Origin of the sequence: Bacillus sp. R86525 (assembly GCF_042466195.1) — a bacterium.
GTDB classification, from domain to species: domain Bacteria; phylum Bacillota; class Bacilli; order Bacillales; family Bacillaceae_G; genus Bacillus_A; species Bacillus_A nitratireducens.
This window is the reverse complement of sequence record NZ_JAXHPX010000007.1, coordinates 4,570,232-4,586,480: the sequence shown is the minus strand read 5'-3', so window position 1 is coordinate 4,586,480 and position 16,249 is coordinate 4,570,232. Positions and strand designations below refer to the sequence as shown.

At 35.7% G+C, this 16,249-nt stretch carries 18 protein-coding genes; 12 read left to right on the top strand and 6 right to left on the bottom strand.

Annotated features, from left to right (window positions below; translation table 11 throughout):
- Nucleotide 1 precedes the first annotated feature (1 nt).
- Together SJY24_RS26335 and SJY24_RS26330 are read left to right on the top strand one after the other, a co-directional pair.
- On the top strand, nucleotides 2-1,006 hold the full coding sequence (locus SJY24_RS26335; protein ID WP_377866754.1) for an ABC transporter permease: 1,005 nt from the start codon (nucleotides 2-4) through the stop codon (nucleotides 1,004-1,006).
- A 139-nt stretch (nucleotides 1,007-1,145) separates the two neighbouring features.
- Nucleotides 1,146-3,068: an FtsX-like permease family protein gene (locus SJY24_RS26330; RefSeq protein WP_377866753.1), complete on the top strand. Its 1,923-nt coding sequence runs from the start codon at nucleotides 1,146-1,148 to the stop codon at nucleotides 3,066-3,068.
- Between the two features lie 38 nt (nucleotides 3,069-3,106).
- Here SJY24_RS26330 and brnQ2 read toward each other — a convergent pair whose 3' ends face one another.
- The 4 genes from brnQ2 to SJY24_RS26310 all read right to left on the bottom strand — a co-directional run bounded on the left by brnQ2 (nucleotide 3,107) and on the right by SJY24_RS26310 (nucleotide 5,759).
- Nucleotides 3,107-4,423, bottom strand: a complete 1,317-nt coding sequence (brnQ2, locus tag SJY24_RS26325; RefSeq protein ID WP_001260916.1) for a branched-chain amino acid transport system II carrier protein BrnQ2 — start codon at nucleotides 4,421-4,423, stop codon at nucleotides 3,107-3,109.
- Between the two features lie 217 nt (nucleotides 4,424-4,640).
- Entirely contained in the window at nucleotides 4,641-5,210 is a 570-nt protein-coding gene (cotJC, locus tag SJY24_RS26320; protein ID WP_377866752.1) for a spore coat protein CotJC, read from the bottom strand.
- A 61-nt stretch (nucleotides 5,211-5,271) separates the two neighbouring features.
- On the bottom strand, nucleotides 5,272-5,535 hold the full coding sequence (locus SJY24_RS26315) for a spore coat protein CotJB (protein ID WP_000194953.1): 264 nt from the start codon (nucleotides 5,533-5,535) through the stop codon (nucleotides 5,272-5,274).
- Between the two features lie 8 nt (nucleotides 5,536-5,543).
- Nucleotides 5,544-5,759: a spore coat associated protein CotJA gene (locus SJY24_RS26310; protein WP_377866751.1), complete on the bottom strand. Its 216-nt coding sequence runs from the start codon at nucleotides 5,757-5,759 to the stop codon at nucleotides 5,544-5,546.
- Between the two features lie 108 nt (nucleotides 5,760-5,867).
- Between SJY24_RS26310 and SJY24_RS26305 the strand changes: the two genes are divergently transcribed.
- From SJY24_RS26305 to SJY24_RS26285, 5 genes are all read left to right on the top strand, one after another.
- Nucleotides 5,868-6,278: a VOC family protein gene (locus SJY24_RS26305; protein ID WP_377866750.1), complete on the top strand. Its 411-nt coding sequence runs from the start codon at nucleotides 5,868-5,870 to the stop codon at nucleotides 6,276-6,278.
- 241 nt (nucleotides 6,279-6,519) lie between these two features.
- Nucleotides 6,520-6,801, top strand: coding sequence for a YkvA family protein (locus tag SJY24_RS26300; RefSeq protein ID WP_000733844.1), 282 nt, complete (start codon nucleotides 6,520-6,522; stop codon nucleotides 6,799-6,801).
- 11 nt (nucleotides 6,802-6,812) lie between these two features.
- Nucleotides 6,813-7,418, top strand: coding sequence for a DedA family protein (locus SJY24_RS26295; protein ID WP_002134575.1), 606 nt, complete (start codon nucleotides 6,813-6,815; stop codon nucleotides 7,416-7,418).
- A gap of 109 nt (nucleotides 7,419-7,527) precedes the next feature.
- On the top strand, nucleotides 7,528-7,908 hold the full coding sequence (locus tag SJY24_RS26290; protein ID WP_098270871.1) for a DUF3992 domain-containing protein: 381 nt from the start codon (nucleotides 7,528-7,530) through the stop codon (nucleotides 7,906-7,908).
- A 15-nt stretch (nucleotides 7,909-7,923) separates the two neighbouring features.
- Nucleotides 7,924-8,277, top strand: coding sequence for a DUF3992 domain-containing protein (locus SJY24_RS26285; RefSeq protein ID WP_377866749.1), 354 nt, complete (start codon nucleotides 7,924-7,926; stop codon nucleotides 8,275-8,277).
- A 116-nt stretch (nucleotides 8,278-8,393) separates the two neighbouring features.
- On the opposite strand, the gene SJY24_RS26280 is transcribed toward SJY24_RS26285, so the two are convergent.
- Entirely contained in the window at nucleotides 8,394-8,864 is a 471-nt protein-coding gene (locus tag SJY24_RS26280; RefSeq protein WP_000802318.1) for an S-Ena type endospore appendage, read from the bottom strand.
- A gap of 310 nt (nucleotides 8,865-9,174) precedes the next feature.
- On the opposite strand from SJY24_RS26280, the gene SJY24_RS26275 reads away from it, so the two are divergent.
- Together SJY24_RS26275 and SJY24_RS26270 are read left to right on the top strand one after the other, a co-directional pair.
- Nucleotides 9,175-11,637: a LamG-like jellyroll fold domain-containing protein gene (locus SJY24_RS26275; RefSeq protein ID WP_377866748.1), complete on the top strand. Its 2,463-nt coding sequence runs from the start codon at nucleotides 9,175-9,177 to the stop codon at nucleotides 11,635-11,637.
- Nucleotides 11,638-11,716: 79 nt separating this feature from the next.
- A complete protein-coding gene (locus tag SJY24_RS26270; RefSeq protein WP_000391507.1) occupies nucleotides 11,717-11,920 on the top strand; it encodes a hypothetical protein in 204 nt (67 codons plus the stop codon).
- A gap of 133 nt (nucleotides 11,921-12,053) precedes the next feature.
- On the opposite strand, the gene bcaP is transcribed toward SJY24_RS26270, so the two are convergent.
- Complete coding sequence (gene bcaP, locus SJY24_RS26265; RefSeq protein WP_377866747.1) at nucleotides 12,054-13,457, bottom strand: branched-chain amino acid transporter BcaP; 1,404 nt, start codon at nucleotides 13,455-13,457, stop codon at nucleotides 12,054-12,056.
- 177 nt (nucleotides 13,458-13,634) lie between these two features.
- Here bcaP and SJY24_RS26260 point away from each other — a divergent pair, with 177 nt between their 5' ends.
- The 3 genes from SJY24_RS26260 (at nucleotide 13,635) to SJY24_RS26250 (ending at nucleotide 16,193) form a co-directional block, all read left to right on the top strand.
- Nucleotides 13,635-14,858, top strand: coding sequence for a cation:proton antiporter (locus SJY24_RS26260; protein WP_377867313.1), 1,224 nt, complete (start codon nucleotides 13,635-13,637; stop codon nucleotides 14,856-14,858).
- A 124-nt stretch (nucleotides 14,859-14,982) separates the two neighbouring features.
- A complete protein-coding gene (locus SJY24_RS26255; RefSeq protein ID WP_377866746.1) occupies nucleotides 14,983-15,312 on the top strand; it encodes an outer surface protein in 330 nt (109 codons plus the stop codon).
- A 17-nt stretch (nucleotides 15,313-15,329) separates the two neighbouring features.
- Complete coding sequence (locus SJY24_RS26250; RefSeq protein WP_377866745.1) at nucleotides 15,330-16,193, top strand: MurR/RpiR family transcriptional regulator; 864 nt, start codon at nucleotides 15,330-15,332, stop codon at nucleotides 16,191-16,193.
- The last annotated feature ends 56 nt before the right edge of the window (nucleotides 16,194-16,249 follow it).

Here is a 16,249-nt window from a genome sequence, read left to right as displayed (position 1 = left end):
TATGTGGACGTATATAAAACGTGATAAAAGGTTTTGGATAAGCATTGGATTTCTTCTCATATTAGTTCTTTTGAGCATCGGAAATACGATATGGAATGGTGGGCACATTAGACAAGTTACACTGCAATATGATGCGGCCGGAAATCCAGAAGTACCACCGTTTTCACCTTCATTACAATTTTTACTCGGGACAGACCGGAAAGGATATGACCTTTTACATTTAGTCATTGAGGGCGCGAAGTGGACGATTGGTATATCTATTTTAATTGCGGCACTTAGAATGGTAATAGGTGTGTTTTTCGGTGTTGTACTCGGAACATATATAAAAAGAGGCTTTTCGAAGATTGAGGCTTTTTTTGATAGTTTCACAGTTATTCCGACAGTTATGATTGCGTATTTCTTTCTTCAATCTGTAAATACATTTGGAAGTGGAGAGGAAACAACAACTTTTTTTGAACGGGCTTCGTTTCAAGTTGTATTACTTGTAATGCTTGCGATGCCAGTTATTGCACTGTATGTTGCGAAGGAAGTTCGTAAATTACAAACGGAAGAATTTATTGATGCCGCGCGCATATTAGGCGGATCAAGAAGACATATTGTTATAAAGCATCTTTTCCCGCATCTCTATATGACGTTTATACTCGTATTTCTTCAACAGTTTACGCAGACTCTTACTATTTTACTGCACTTAGGGTTACTGGAAGTGTTCTTTGGAGGAACTGTTAAGTTTTTAGGACCGGTAGAAGAAGTAGACTCTTACACACATGAATGGTCAGGTTTAATAGGAGTTTACTTTAGATCATTAACAGTGCATCCATGGATTCCTCTCGTTCCAATTACATTTTTTGGACTTACTATTTTTTCGGGAAATATGATTGTAAAAAGTATAGAAGAGGCGATGATGAAAGTAAGGTTCGGGGGAGAGAGGAAGAAGGAAGTTGTAGAAGAAGAACAACCTGCTGTGCAGTCAAAAGAAGAGTTATTTACTTTTAAACATACGATGTGAAGAGCCTAGGAAACTAGGTTCTTTTATTTTGTTATATTACAATATCGTAAGAGAGATGTAATGAAAATCGATAGGGGAAAAATACAAATTCGTATACACTTCATGTATAGAGAAATGTGAGAGCAGGTGAAGGTATACGATGGATTTTTTAGAAGTATCAAAACGTAGTATAAAGCGAAATATTAAAGATTATTTTCTATACTTTATTTCATTAGTAGGCAGCATTATTATTTATTTTACATTCGTATCGATTAAACGAAATGAAAGTGTAGTAGCTCTTTTAAAAGAGTCAGATAAGGTGGAAACGACATTTACGTTTGCACAAATATTGTTGATTATCTTTTTGGCGATATTTATTTTTTATTGTAATAGCTTCTTTTTGCGAAAGAAGAAAAAAGAAATTGCGCTATACAGTTTATTAGGAATTCGTAAAGAGGAAATTGCTAAGTTACTCTTTTATGAAACATTATTAGTTGGTGCTGCGGCAAGTGTATTAGGTATTATTTCTGGTTTATTTATAGCGAATATGTGTGCAGGGCTTCTTGTGAAATTAATGGGAAGTGCGTTTACTTTTACATTTACGATTTCATTTTTATCTATAGTAGAAGTCCTTATAACGATAGGTACGATTTTCTTTATTGCATCATGGAAAAGTAAAAAGTTAATTTATGAGCAGCGTTTAGTTGAATTACTATATGGTGAAAATCAGAAAGAAGAGGCACCTACGTATTCAAGTAAGAAGGCAAAACGAGCGATTGTTTTATTAATTACAGGTTATATAATTGCGTTACTCACACAAGTTTTTGGATTGGGAGCAATCTTTATTACAGGTCTACTTATTTTTGGGTGTATTGTAAAAGGTACGTTTTTACTATTTGAGCAGTATACAGTGAAATCACTCCATAAAATAAAGGGAGATAAAACGAAATATTGGAATGGAACGAACATTTTATCAATTTCTTCATTGTTCTTCAGAATAAAAGGAAATGTAAAGATGCTTGCGCTATTATCTTTATTAAGTGCAGTGACACTATGTACAATTGGAATTAGTTCTAGTATGTATTATGGAGCGCAGAAAACGGCGACATTAATGAATCCAGTTAGTTATGAGTATGTAACAACTGGAAAGGAGTTAGATAAGAAAGTTAGAAAAGAAATTCAAAAACATGAGTTAGGAATCAAAAATGAAACGTCTGTAGCTATGCTCTCTATGCAAGGAAAGATAGAGGGAGAACAAATATTAACAGGATATTTAATAGGGAATGGTAATGTACAAGTTATAAAAGTGTCGGATTATAATAAATCAGCTTCTATGTTAGGTAATAAACAAGTCATTCTAGGTTCTGAAAAGGAAGTTGTTTTATTAGATCCGTATAAATCATATAACATAGAAAAGAATTCGCTTGAAGGAAACGACGTATCCTTCGAAGGGATGAAGAATAGTATAACAATCGTTGATCATCGTGAGGAAACAATTGTGAGTGCGAAACTTGCACCGGTTGGACTTGTTGTTCAAGATTCGTTATTTAATAAGCTGCAGCAAGGAAATGCTGTTTCAACAGTTAGCGGATTTATCGTTGAAGGAAACGGTAGTAGAGAGCTAACGAAAGAGTTAGGGACTATCCTATCTAAGGAAGCAAAATTCCAATCCTTTGAAGAGGCGAGCGAATCTGAATTGCAAGATGGTGCAGTATTATTATTTGCAAGTATATTTTTAGGGATTGTCTTTATTCTTGCTACTGGATGTATTTTATACTTTAAACAAATAACAGAAGCGATGGCAGAGCGACCGGCATACGGCATGTTAAAGAAAATTGGATTAACGAAAAGGGAAGCAACAGAGTCTGTAAGAAAACAAGTAGGAGCGATTTTTGTAATACCATTACTGCTTGCGATTTGTCATACATTCTTTGCATTTTTAAGTTTGATGGGCTTTACAGGAATGTTCGAATATAGTCTTCCGTTACTAGGTAGTATAGGAGTGTATATCATGATTTACTTTAGTTACTATATGTTAACGGTTCGATCGTACACAAATACCGTATTCAGCGATAGAAAATAAAAAAGAAGCGAGCAATTTTTCATGCTCGCTTCTTTTCGTTATTTCGTAGAAACTTCACCTTCAGTTTCTGTTTGCGGAATAAAGTATCCGACTATACCACCAATTATTGCTGGAACAATCCAGCCAATACCTAATTCATAAAAAGGAATTGCGTGTACGATATTAGCGATAAAACTTGGTATCATTCCCACATTATCAAGTGCATGAATACAGCTAATAAGGAAGGCCGCAATCATTGCTCCGATATAGACAGAAGGTTTACGTTTCGTATATTTATCAATAAAGGATACGAAAATTAAAATGATTGTAATTGGATATAAAATAATTAATACGGGTAATGTAATTTTGATTAATAAACTTAAACCTAAGTTTGAAATAACGAAACTAAAAATACAAACGTATAGTACAAGCTTCTTGTATGAAACATTTGTTAATACTGTTGTGAAATAGTTAGCGAATGCACTTACAACACCAATTGCTGTCGTTAAACAAGCGGCTATAATTGCGATACTTAATAAAACATTACCGCTTGTCCCAAAGAATTGGTACATAACAGTAGCTAATAGTTGACCACCGTTTTCGAATTGTCCTAAGTTCCCGTTTGAAGCGCCGATATAACCGAGTAAGAAGTAAACAATTGTTAAGAACAGGGCCGCAATGCTTCCGCAAATAATTGTATATTTCGCAATGGATTTCTTATCTTGTATACCGTTTTGACGAATTGCATTTACAACAATCGTTGATAATACGAGTGCTCCGATTGCATCTAACGTTAAAAATCCTTCAAGAAATCCTTTGAAAAATGGAATTTCTTTATAGTCACCGATAGGTTCTGCAAATGATCCTGGTGAAAGAATCGCTTTTGTTGCCATAATTGCAATAATTCCAAGTAAAATTGGCGTTAATATTTTACCGATATGATCTACTAATTTGGATGGATTTAATGATAAGAAGTAGACGACTGTAAAGAAAATCGCACTAAAGATTAACATAGAGTACCATTGATCTGGGAAAAGTGGTGCGATTCCAATTTCATAAGATACAGATCCAGTTCGTGGAATAACAAATAGTGGGCCGATTGAAAGATAAATAATGATGGCGAATATTGCTGCGAATTTTGGATGAACACGGCTCGCTAAAGTGTTAAAGCTACCACCAGCAAGGGCAACAGCGACGATAGCTAGTAAAGATAAACCGACGTCTGTAATAATAAATCCTGTAATGGAAACCCACATATTCTCTCCGGAAGAAAGACCGAGAAGGGGCGGAAAAATCATATTACCAGCACCGAAGAAAACCGCGAATAGTAGTAAACTAATCGAAAGTATTTGCGCTGGTTTTAAAGTTGTACGCATATAAAGAAAATCCTCCTAATGAGTGTTTTTGTCGAAAATTCAAATAATTTGTCGAGTAACTGTTATTATTTTAAAGGTCTGATGACTATAAAGCAAGAGGGAATTTTATAAATATTAAAAAATAATGCATTAAATTGAATAAATATACTATTTATATGTTAATTAGGAAGGATTTAACTTTAAATATAAAAAAACACATATCGTTACGATATGTGTGTTAAAAGAAAATCTTTTTATCACGTTCGTCTTTTAAAATTTCAACCGCTTCTCGGAAACGTTGTGAATGGACAATTTCTCGTTCGCGTAAAAAGCGCAAGCTGTCGTTTATGTCGGGGTCGTCAGATAAATCAATTAGCCATTGATAAGTTGCTCGTGCTTTCTCTTCAGCGGCAATATCTTCATATAAATCTGCGATAGGGTCTCCTTTTGCTTGAATATAAGTAGCAGTAAAAGGAACGCCACCAGCATTATGATAAAACAAAGCGCTATCGTGATTAGCATATTGTGCGTCTAATCCAGCAGCTTTCATTTGTGCTGGTGTCGCACCTTTCGTTAATTTATAAATCATTGTAGCAATCATTTCTAAATGGGCGAACTCTTCTGTACCGATATCGGTTAGTAAGCCAACGACTTTGTCAGGAATTGTATAACGTTGATTTAAGTAGCGAAGAGCAGCAGCCAGTTCGCCGTCCGCACCGCCATATTGTTCAACTAATAATTTGGCGAGTGCTGGATTACAAGTACTCACTTTAACTGGATATTGTAATTTTTTTTCATAAATCCACATAGTTTCTCTCCTTTATCCTGCTATTTGCTGCCCGTAAACTCCACTTGATTAAAGTTTCATTTTATATTTGCCATGGCCACGGTCCTTGGCTCCATTGCCATGGAGCGTTAGAATAACTATTTCCGAACTGCTGAAGTGGTCCGTATTTTTCTTCAATTTTTTGTTGTAATACTCTTCGTTTATAGGAGAAATCGTTGAATTGATTTATAGCTGCAGTATCGTCGGGGTGCGTATCTAAATAGAGGGTAAGTTCAACTAATACAAAGTCTAGTTCTTGTAGTTCTTCAATCCATTTGTAATATTCATCAGGCAATGTTTGTGTCACGTTTTTATTCACCGTCCTTTTTTGTGAGGATTTTCATAAAAATCATAAAAAGCAGGCCATAAAGTCCCTTTTCTTAAAGCTTCTTTTGGTGGGAATTGGGGTAAGTTAGGTGGTTGAAAGCCTATAAATAGGTGTGGGGGAGTTGAGTAATATTTCTTTCCAATTGGAGGGCAAGGATCGTTTGGGCCATGAAAAGGTATGTAGGATTTCATAAATTCATCCATGTTACACGCCTCCTTTATAAATGAAATATTCGTCACTACGTATTGTATTCGTACATAATTGCAAATTATGACTCATATAGAAAACTAAAAGGGGCAGGGGGAGTGCGGATGGAAAGTGTTACAACATGTATTGTCTTAGAATCTAAAAACTTAAAGGAAACATTATATTTTTATGAAGGAATTCTAGGGTTTAAACCGAGCAAGGAGAGGCCACAAATACGTGTAACAGGTGTGTGGTATGATATCGGTTCAACGAGAATTTGTTTTGTTGTAAACAGGGGGCTGGGAGAACATAGAGAGACTGTTATATCATCAGTGAAGGACCTATTGTTAAAAACTACAAATATCGAGCGGTTAAAGAAAAAGTTAGTGTTTTATCAAATATCATTTGTAGAAGAGCGTCGCGGTGAAGAAGTTAGAATAATATTTCATGATCCAGATGGTTATACACTCCAATTCCTTTCAATAGAGAACAGGGAAGAGAGTCTTTTACAATGTAATAATCTGAATGGCGAATGAAAAAAATATTGACAAGCCCCTCCAAATATTTTAATGTGATTGTATAAAATTGTGTATATAAAGGGGAGTAACTTATTACAGTAAAGTCGTCATTACAGGGAGAAACCCTCGGCTTTATTGGCAACGTTCCGTTGTTAGTGAGACCTTTACCAGCAATGGTAAAGGCCCCTTCTTGTCTTTTTTAGGACCCTTACCATATTTGGTAGGGTCCTTTTTGTATACAAAGAGAGGAGAAATAAAAATGAAAAAACTTATTAGTAGATTAAGAGTTGTATTTCATGTCCGTCGTTTTGTTCCATTTCTATTTGACTTTTTTACTTCAAAAGAGGTTTCAATAAAGAAGAAAATCTTATCTATTGCTTTTTTAGTTGGTTATGTAGCGATGCCGCTCGATTTAATTCCAGACTTCTTACCGTTTATCGGTATTTTAGATGATATTGGAATTGTGTTATTTATTTTAAATCGAATTGTAAAAATGGCGCCAGTGCAATTGCAGGAAAAGCATAACGTAAACGTAGGATAGGAGTTGAAAATATGGAGCAAATTATTTTAGATATAATCGAGTTTTTAAAGCAGTTTTCTTATTTTGGAGTTGTGTTAGCATTAACGTTTGAATTTATTCCAGCAGAAGTAGTTTTGCCCATGGTTGGATATTGGGTATACGAGGGGGATATGAATTTTTGGTTAGCTGTATTAGCTGGAACACTAGGGGGAACGACAGGACCATTAACGTTATACGCACTAGGTTATTACGGTGGTCGTCCTCTATTAATAAAATACGGGAAATACTTCTTCATTAAAGAAGAACAAATTCAAAAAGCAGATGATTTCTTTGAGAAATATGGGCCGGTTGTAGCATTTTTAGGACGCTTCATCCCGGGAGTTCGAACGCTTATTTCCGTTCCATGTGGTATGGCGAAAATGAACATATGGAAATTTAGCATATATACATTTGTAGCAATGTTTCCATTAACGACTTTGTATATTTATTTTGGAATGAAATTAGGTCCGCATTGGGAAAAAGCAGCGGGTGTTGTTGGACAATATATGCTACCGATATTAGCGGTCGTTCTTATTATTGTAGGTGGTATTTTAATCTATAAATTTATGAAAAAACGAAACAGATCGGAATCTATCTAGTCATTGGTAATGGAATTTGCATATTTTTTGAAAATAGATGAATAGTACAGGCAAAAGACTCTGAGGGACATACACATATAAGGAATAACAAAGAGAGAGGGGAAAGACTATGGCTTGTGAGTGCTCAGGAACAGTTTTAACGTGTTGTTCGGATAATAGCAGTAACTTCGTCCAAGATAAAGTATGTAATTCATGGTCTAGTGCCGCTGCTAGTACATTTACTGTGTATGCGAATAATGTGAATCAAAATATCGTTGGAACAGGTTATTTAACTTACGATGTCGGGCCGGGTGTGAGCCCTGCAAACCAAATTACAGTGGCAGTGCTCGATTCGGGCGGAGGAACGATTCAAACATTTACCGTTTCTGAAGGAACAAGTATTGCGTTTACGTTCCGTCGTTTTAATATTATTCAAATTACAACACCAGCTACTCCACTAGGAACTTATCAAGGAGAGTTTTGTATTACTACACGTTATTTAATTTCATAGAGAGGGGAAAATAAGATGGGGAATTGTAGTACTAATCTTTCATGCTGTGCAAATTCACAAAAAACGATTGTTCAAGATAAAGTTTGTATTGATTGGACTGCATCAGCAGCAGCTGAAGTAATTTATGCAGATAATATCGCTCAAGATATTTATGCATCTGGGTATTTGAAAGTAGATACTGGTACTGGACCTGTTACACTTGTGTTTTATACTGGTGGTATAGCAGGGACTGCATTGGAAACGATTGTTGTAGCTGTTGGAAGTAGCGCATCTTTTACAGTTCGTCGTTTTGATACTGTTACAATTCTTGGAACAGCAGCAGCTGAAACTGGGGAATTTTGTATGACGATTCGTTATGCTTTATCATAATATAATCTAATATATAAATAAAAAACGTGCAAACTATTTCGTAGTTTGCACGTTTTTTGGTGAACTTTTGGATATTTTACAAAAGTAATGGTTGTTTGTAGACAAAAATAATGTAATCATATGCAATCTCGCTTTGATTTGCAATAAGTGAGTTGGATACAGTAGCGTCCTTCTATATAAATAGAAGGATCTGTTGGAATATCTATTATTGAAACAGATTGTAAATTAGATCCTGTGTATGAAAATGTATTCCCTGGTAGAACGGTGAAAGTACTTATATTATTGCCTACTATTTGCACGAATAAAGCATTTGTACTGTTTCTATTGTTATATACAGATGTAGTGCCTGAAACTGAAATAACTCCATCGGATTCCCAAAGTTTTAATGTTTGATAGGTTTGTTTTAGTTGCCTTTGAGAAACTGGAATAAAATCATTCGAGATAAAGATATTGCCGGCGAATTCATTTGTAACAAGTTCAGCATCGCATGCAGGAGGTGGTGGAATTGGAGGGCAAGGGCAAGGGCATGTCGGTTGACAGATGATAGATAAAGGAGCAAAGCAACCAATATTTTTATGGGGTTTCAATAGGCTCCCCTCCTTTTGAAATGGTGTTTACTATTATTAAATGTAACAGCATGGCCGATGTGTTAAGAATGGACAAAAAAAATAAAATCGTGATAGTTTCGTAGGCTCATGCCTCGTAATAGTTTTTTATAGAAAAAAATTAGTTGTCTATTAGACAACAATTGCTTGTTTCTTGTAAATGTGGCATTTTACATAAAAATGACTGTATATTTACAAAATTTAAGCAAATTTCATTTTTAGTTTAAACGAAGTTAATATGTGCTCGGTACAATAACTATTGTAATTAATTCATTATATGAGGAGGATTTACGTGGAAAGAACTGCTTTACGAAAAGTAAAAGGTCTTATTGGATTATTAATGGTGTTTGTATTGGCATTTGTATCATTACCGTGGAGTACGTCGGTTAAAGCGGAAGAGAAAAAGCAAGAAAAGGCACCAAGTGAGAAGAAAATCGTTTTCCCAGTGGTAAGTGATGTGCATATTAAGAATAGTGGAACAGATGATACATTTCGCTGGAAACGAGCGATTGAGCAGTTTAATACACTTGCCCCAAAGCAAGATGCATTTGTTATTGTAGGTGATTTCACAGATTCAGGATCGCTGCAACAATATGATCGTTTCATGCAAGTGTATAACGAAAATGCAAATAAAGATGCGGTACGAATGAATTCTCTTGGTAATCATGATTATTGGAACGGTTTATCTGAAGAGGGAGCGCAGAAGCGTTTTTTAGAAAAGACAGGAATGGAATCGATTTATTATCATAAGGTGGTAAAGGGGTATCATTTCCTTGTTATGTCTCCAGAGAATGGAACAACACATGGCTATTATTCGGACAAGCAAATTAATTGGTTAAAAGAAGAAATGGCAAAGGCACAAAAAGATGATCCGGAAAAACCGATTTTCGTATTTTTACACCAACATATTAAAGATACAGTATACGGTAGCCAAGAATGGGGAACGCAAGATAGTGCGAAAATTAATGCGGTATTAAAAGAATATCCACAAGTTATTACGTTTTCTGGTCATTCTCATTATCCGTTAGATGATCCAAGATCGATTCATCAAAAAGACTTTACATCAGTTGGTACATCTTCTGTAAGTTATATGGAAGTTGAAGGTGGTAAAGTACAAGGGAATATCCCGCCAGGAGCTAGTACATTAAGTCAAGGTTTATTAGTAGAAGTGGATGATAAAGAAGTAACGATTAATCGCCGCGACTTCCATACGAATTCTTGGACAGGTGAACCTTGGAAAATTAAATTACCATCAAAGAAAGAAACATTTACTCATGTAGAAGATCGTGATAAAGAAAAACCATACTTTGCAAAAGATGCAAAGCTTGCTGTATCAAATGTAACAGAAAATGCAGCAACAGTAACATTCCAGCAAGCATTGGACAACCTTCTTGTTCATTCTTATCGTGTACAAGCTAGAGATAAGCAAACTGGAGAAATAAAGAATAAATTGTTAGCATTCTCAGAGTTTTATCGTGATCCAGTTCCAAAAGAACTTACATTTACACTTGCAGGATTAGATGGCGGGAAAGCATATACACTTGAAGTAGTTGCGATTGATTCGTTTGGAAATGAGAGCGCGCAGCCATTAACTGCAGAAATTACAACGAAAAAAGATAATATCGATCCGAATGTAAAAGTGCCAAAGGCAGACGTTTTTGATGTGAATTTCTTAGATGGTACATTTAAAGATAACTCACCGTTTGGAACAAAAGGTGATGTGAAAGGGAATGTATCTATTGAATATGATAAAGCGTTGAAAACAAATGTAATGAAATTAAATGGAAAAGCAAATACATTTGGGTATCTTCCATTTTCAGCAGCACAAAAAGAAAAAGTAGCAAATTCATTTACGTTAGAAACTGTATTTTCAATGAATGAAATTCGCGGACAAGGTATTTTGCAAAATACAGAGAGTGGTGGAATTGGTTTTGAGTCTACAGGAAGTGGCTATGTAGAATTATGGGCTCATATTGGCGGAAGCTATAAACGTGTGGGCGTTCAATTAGAAGCAAACAAAACGTATCATTTAACAGGAACGTATAACGGCAGTGAAGTAGCAATTTATGTAGATGGTAAAAAAGTAAATAGTCAGCCAGCTCAAGGGAAAGTATATCACCCGAACGTACCATTCGCACTTGGTGCGGATCCTGATAGCAACGGAAATGGTGGTATTCCGTTAAATGGACAAATTGCACTCGCAAAATTATATAGTAAAGCATTAAGTTCTTCAGAAGTAGTAGCGGCATATAATGAGTTTTCTACTCGTACAAAATTAGAGCAAGTAAATGCGTTATATGAAGAGAGTGGAAAAGTGAAAGAAGTGTTAGCTGGTACTTATGAATTTGGTGAAAAGCCAGGTCAGTATTCACAAGCAGCTTTTAACGAATTACAAAGAAGCTATGACAATGCAAAGAAAGTGTTTGAGAATATAGCAAGTACAGGAGAACAAATTATTCAAACGTATAATGAATTAAAAACAGCAAACCAAACATTTGTCCAATCAAAGGTAGCAGAAGAACAGCCAAAAACACCGAAAGAAAAATTACAAGTGAATATTGAATCTGCAAAAGCTTTAGTAAAGAAAGCGCAAGATGGAAATGTAACAGACGGTTCTGTTAAATCATTAAGTCAAAAAATCACAGTTGCAGAATCTGTGTTAAAAGATAAAAATGTAAAAGATGAGTATGTGGAATCAATGAATCGTACGTTAGAGCATGCTATTTCACTTGTTGAAAAAAGCATCAACAAATAAGGTATAAGAAAAAGAAGCTTATCATGATGGGCTTCTTTTTTGTTATACTAAAAGTAGTATAGAAAAGGGAGCGAATAATTTGGAAGAGAAAAAGCTAAAAAGAATTCTTGAATATGTATGGATCGCGGTTGTGCTCCTTGTAGGATATTATTTATTAAAAGATAAAAGTATATGGGTTCTATTTCTAATGACATTTTTATTAGCGGGATTAGGGACGCTATTTATTAACTTTTTCTTTGATAGTGTAAACGCGTGGAGAAAGAAAAAGAAAGAGAAGAAGTAAGGAGAAATAAGCATGCAAAAGTTAACGCTTATTGCATTAACTTGCATCGCATACTTGTCAGTTTACAATCGTTAACTAAACAACATAATAGAACATGAAAATAGCCCGCCTTTATTATAGGCGAGCTATTTTGTTATGCTTTTTTCTTCTCATCGCTTGTTTTTTTAGTAGCTAAATGACTATGTTTTCTAGAGTAGAAGAAGTAGACGCATAAACCGACTATAAGCCAAATTGCAAAACTGATCCATGTTGTTTTGGACAAATTCATCATTAAATATAAACAACAAAGAATAGCGACAATTGGTAATGCAGGTACGAGAGGTGTACGAAAGCCTCGTTTTAAATCAGGATGAGTTTTACGTAAAATAAGTACAGCAAAGCAAACGAATGTGAAGGCTGTTAACGTACCGATGTTTACTAAATTCGCTAGTAAATGTAAGTCTAAAAGTCCTGCTAATAAAGCTGCAAATACTCCAGTAATCCATGTGTTTAATAAAGGGATTTTTACTTTTTTATTTACGCGTGATAAAGCTTTTGGGAGTAAGCCGTCTCGGCTCATTGCATAAGAAACACGAACTTGTCCATACATAACGACTAAAAGAACGGTTGTCATTCCTGTCATCGCACCAACTGCAAGTAGCCCCGCAATAGTATCTTCACCAACGAAATGTAGTGCAAATGCAACTGGATCAGACACGTCTAATTGCGTGTAAGGAACCATGCCTGTTAAAACGAAAGATACGATCATGTATAAAACTGTACAAATAAGAAGGGAACCGATAATGCCAATTGGTAAATCACGCTGCGGTTTTTTCGTTTCTTCTGCCGCGGTTGCGATTGCATCAAAACCTAAAAAGGCGAAGAAGACAGTGGCAGCTCCGGTAATAATACCGTCGTACCCGAATGGAATGAACGGTGTCCAATTTTCAGGCTTTACATATTTTGCACCTGCTACGATAAAGGCGATAATAACTGCTAATTTTATAAGGACCATAATATTATTAATGCGTGCGCTTTCGCGTATACCAAAACTTAAAAGCCCAGTAATGAGAAGTAAAATACAAACAGCTGGTAAATCAATGAGACCACCTTTTCCTGTACCAGGGGCCGAGGCTATTATGGCGGGCAGATGGATGTTAAATCCTTGTAGTAAAGATTGTAAATAACCAGACCAACCGACAGCTACTGCTGCGACGGCAAGTAAATATTCGAGCATTAAACACCAACCAACGATAAAGGCGACAACTTCTCCGACAGTCATGTATGCATAAGTGTAAACACTGCCTGAGACTGGTATAGAAGAAGCGAATTCGGCATAACAAAAGGCTACACAAGCACAAGTAAATGCAGCAATAAGGAATGATAGCATAATACCAGGGCCAGAATGTTTTGCTGCGACAATACCTGTTAATACAAAGATCCCTGTCCCAATTACGGCGCCAATTCCTAAAAAAGTTAAATCAAGTGCAGTTAATGTTCTCTCTAACTGCCGTGGTGATTCAGTACTAAGCGGTTTTTTTCGTAATAATGACTTCACTTTGGACTCTCCTCCCGTTTTTCATCTCCATAACTGCGAATAGTGTGAATCCATTGGAAAAGAGTACGTAAGTGAATAAAGGTACAGTTATGGTATGTAGTTTTTTGAAATTTCTGGATTAATTTTATTATAATTCAGAATATTTTGTCAAATAAAAATGTGACAAATAAAATGCGAATGAATAGGGGAAACTACTTGCAGGAATGGACGAGGGTTAACAGAGTGACAAAACCACTCATTAAAGTTTCACTTTATATAGTAGGAGAAGATGCTATGTTATTTTATTTTGAACTTGTCGTCATTTTACTTTGTACGAAATTAGCTGGTGATATTAGCGTGAGACTCGGCCAGCCTTCTGTACTTGGTAAATTAATTGTTGGTATTATTATCGGTCCTGCTGTGCTTGGTATTATTAATAGTTCAGAACTTATTGATGAACTTAGCGAGATTGGTGTTTTGCTACTTATGTTTATGGCGGGGCTTGAAACAGATTTAGAAGAGTTAAATCGGAATTTGAAATCTGCATTCGCAGTAGCGATGGGAGGAATTATTTTCCCGTTCCTTGGTGGGTATTTAGCAGGACTTGCGTTTGGAATGTTACAGTCGCATGCAATCTTTTTAGGGTTATTACTTTGTGCCACTTCGGTTAGTATTTCTGTTCAAACACTAAGAGATTTAGGGAAAATGAATACGAGAGAAAGTACAACGATTTTAGGGGCAGCTGTATTTGATGATGTAATTGTTGTTATTTTATTAGCATTTGTGATGAGTTTTTTAGGTACACAAGATGTAAATGTAACGCTTGTCATTGCAAAGAAAATTATCTTTTTTGTAAGTATCGTTTTCATTTCTTGGAAAGTTGTTCCATGGATTATGAAAATGCTCGTACCACTTCGTGTAACAGAAGCATTAATTAGTGCAGCTCTTATTATTTGTTTCTCTTTTTCGTATTACAGTGAAATGATGGGAATTGCAGGTATTATTGGGGCTTTTGCAGCAGGGATTGCGATTTCTCAAACAGAGTATAAACATGAGGTAGAGCATAAAATTGAACCGATTGCTTATGCGATATTTGTACCGGTGTTCTTCGTAAGTATTGGAATGGAAATTACATTTCAAGGTATCGGAAGCCAGCTTTGGTTCATTATCATCATGACGCTTATTGCGATTTTTACAAAGTTAATCGGATCAGGTTTAGGGGCAAGACTGACAGGGTTCAACCTTCAATCTTCTATTAGTATCGGTGCGGGGATGGTTTCGCGCGGAGAAGTGGCGCTTATCATCGCAGCGAATGGGCTTGCGGCAAATTTATTAGCGAAAGAAAATTTCACAGCGATTGTTATTGTTGTTATATTGACGACGATTATTACGCCGCCGCTTTTGAAGAAGTATTTTGTATAGAAGAAAAGAGCTTATCTGATGTAGGTAAGCTCTTTTTTTATTGCAAAAAGCAATGGTCATGTGGCATGAAAGGTTTTGAATTATGGTAAAATCTATGTATGTGATATGACAAGGAGAGGGAAGTGTGAAGATTACAAAGGGGAAAGTTATAGGTGTAATCATACTTATTGCATTATGCATACCATTTACCGCATGGAAAGAATCAAAAGTGAAAGATTTTCCAGTTTCTATTTTTTCTTCCTATGTAGAAGACGAAAACCCGAAAGACTATAAGTACACTGCTTTTGTACCTGACTTTGCAATTTGGATAGGTGGTTGGGAAAAACAGAAGTCTGAAGGTGAAATAACGTCATATAAAAAAGGAAATCGAACTGTAATTGTTCACCATCCACCTGGTAATGATGGTTTTTATCTATATGATACAAATGATATTAGAGAATATACGCAACCGTAAGAAGTGGAGGTTAAATGGTGAAAGCTTCAACATTACTATTTAAAATTGAAAGTAATATGGATCAATTTTCACCAGCTGAAAAGAAGATTGCCATATACATAATGGGGAATGCAGAGATTGTTCCGAATTTAACGACGAAAGAAGTGTCAACGAATGCAGGTGCAAGTGAGGCGAGTGTTGTTCGCTTTTGTAAATCGATTGGAATCGGAAGCTTTAAAGCATTTAAGATAGCGCTCGTTCGTGAATTAACGATTGCTGATTATAATATTAATGATTTTTCAGTGATGAATACGGAAGATGGACCGTATGATTTGTTTAATAAAGTTACATATGTGAATAAAGCTGCAATTGAGGCGAGCGTTACTGCGATAGATAAGAAGGAACTTGAGAAAGCAGCAGACCTTATTGTAAATGCAGATAAAATTATATTTTACGGAGTAGGCGGATCAGCTACTCCGGCGATGGATGGAGCTTATAAATTTACAAGGCTCGGATTTACAGCGATGATGCTATCTGATTTTCATATGATGTTGCCGCTTGTGACGAATTTAAAAGAAGGCGATATATTTGTTGCGATTTCAACATCTGGTCGTACGAAAGATGTACTTGAAATGGCGCAATATGCGAAGAGACAAGGTGCAACTGTTATCGGAATTACGAAGCTTGATCAATCATCACCGTTATATAAAGAGGCAGACATTCGTCTTTGTATGCCAGATGTAGAACAAGATCATCGTATTGCGAGTATTGCTTCGAGAATGACACAACTGAATATGATTGATGCTTTATATGTGATTACTTTTAATCGTATTGGTAATAAAGTGTTGGATCAATTTATGGAGACAAGAGAAGAAGCTCTGCGGTTACGGAAGTTAAAATGAGAAGATGGGGAAACCCATCTTTTTTTGTATACTGACATAAATTCGTCATGAAGAGA